The organism is Kitasatospora sp. NPDC007106 (assembly GCF_040634455.1).
In the GTDB taxonomy this organism is placed as follows: Bacteria; Actinomycetota; Actinomycetes; order Streptomycetales; family Streptomycetaceae; genus Kitasatospora; species Kitasatospora arboriphila.
In genome coordinates, this window is record NZ_JBEYFP010001193.1 from 1 (window position 1) to 1,475 (window position 1,475).

At 77.3% G+C, this 1,475-nt stretch carries 1 protein-coding gene; it reads right to left on the reverse strand.

The annotated features are described in order from the left end of the window. Positions 1-1,231 (reverse strand): PAS domain-containing protein (locus ABZ641_RS37055; protein WP_359988970.1); only part of this gene is annotated, 1,231 nt, incomplete at its 3' end. Positions 1,232-1,475 lie beyond the last annotated feature (244 nt).

A 1,475-nucleotide genomic window follows, 5' to 3' on the forward strand; every position in this document is an offset into this window, starting at 1 on the left:
GGGCGGCGTCCGCGTCGTCGAAGGGTTCGGGCCGGTCGATCCGCCAGGCGGCGATGGTGCCGAGGACCAGTCCGCGGGCGAAGAGCGGCGCCACGGCGAGGCAGCGGGCCCGCTCGGGGACGATCAGGCGGACCAGCTCGGGTTCGGCGAGCCCCGCCAGCAGGGTCGCCCGGTCGAGGACGATCGTGCCGCCGGCCTGGAGCCGGCGGACCAGCGGGTGGTTCGGCAGCCGCGGCACGGCGTCCCCGTCGCGCAGCGCGCCGGGCGGGCCGGTGTCGCCCTCGGCGTGCATGGCGACGCGGCGCAGGTGCAGGTCGCCGCCGCCGGAGGTCTTCGGCGGCTCGTCGCCGGTGAGGACGGGCTCGGCGAGGTCCACGGTGACCAGGTCGGCGAAGGCGGGCACCAGGACCTCGGCGATCTCCCGGGCGGTGGTGACGACGTCCAGCGAGCCGCCGATGCCGGCCACCGCGCGGTGGCGCAGCTCCAGGCGGCGGGCGGCCCGCCACTGGGCGGTGGCGTCGGTGAGCAGCGAGGCGACGCCCGCGGGTTTGCCGTTCCGGTCCTCCAGCCGTACGGCGGAGAGGAGGACGGACCACTCCTTGCCCGGGTCGGTGAGCGAGCGGACCTGCTGCTGCCGGGCGGCCCGGGGCCGGCCGGTCTCCAGGACGATCCGCAGCTGGTTCTCGGCGCCGGCGGCGTCCGGGCCGGCGATCACCTCGGCGAGGGTGCTGCCGACGGGCAGGGTGGGCATGCCCGGCAGGGTCGGCATGCCGGGGCCGGTGTTGGTCCGCTCGACCACGAGGTCGGTGCCGCGCAGCACGAATCCGATCCGGCTCTGGGCGAGGAGGGCGCGCAGCAGGGCGGCGCCCTGGTCGAGCTCCTGCGCGAGGTCGGTGCGGACGGCGAGGAGGAGGCGGGTCCCGGTGGCGCCGGTGTGTTCCATCGGCAGCAGGCGGCAGTGCACGGGGACGGCGTCGCCGGCCGGCCCGATCAGGTGCAGTACGCCGACGGCGGGCAGTTCGTCACCCGTGGTGACGGCGGCAGCGGGGTCGGACGGCTGCGGGGCGGCGAGCTGCTCGGCGAACGGCCGTCCGCAGGTCTGCCGGGCCGTGCGGCCGGTGAGCTCCTCCGCTGCGGCCGACCAGGCGAGAACCGTCCCCTGCGCGTCGATCAGGGCCGTCACGACGTCGTCGAGGACCCCGCCGCCGTCGAGGCCTCCCGCATCGCCCATCCTGCTCCTCCACAGGTCACGGACCGCTTCCTCCAGTATGGGTATTCCCACTGCGGCGCGAGTCGGCGCACTGTTCGCGCCCCGGATCGACTACGGCCGGTGAGCGCGGGCCGGGACGGGCCGGCGCGGTCGGGCGGGTGCGGGAGCGGCGGCTCAGGGGGTGGTCCGGGGCCGGACGCCGGTGGCGGCCAGCGGCGAGGCCCACAGTGGCAGCACGCGGGCACCGGCTGCCACGGCGGCCGCG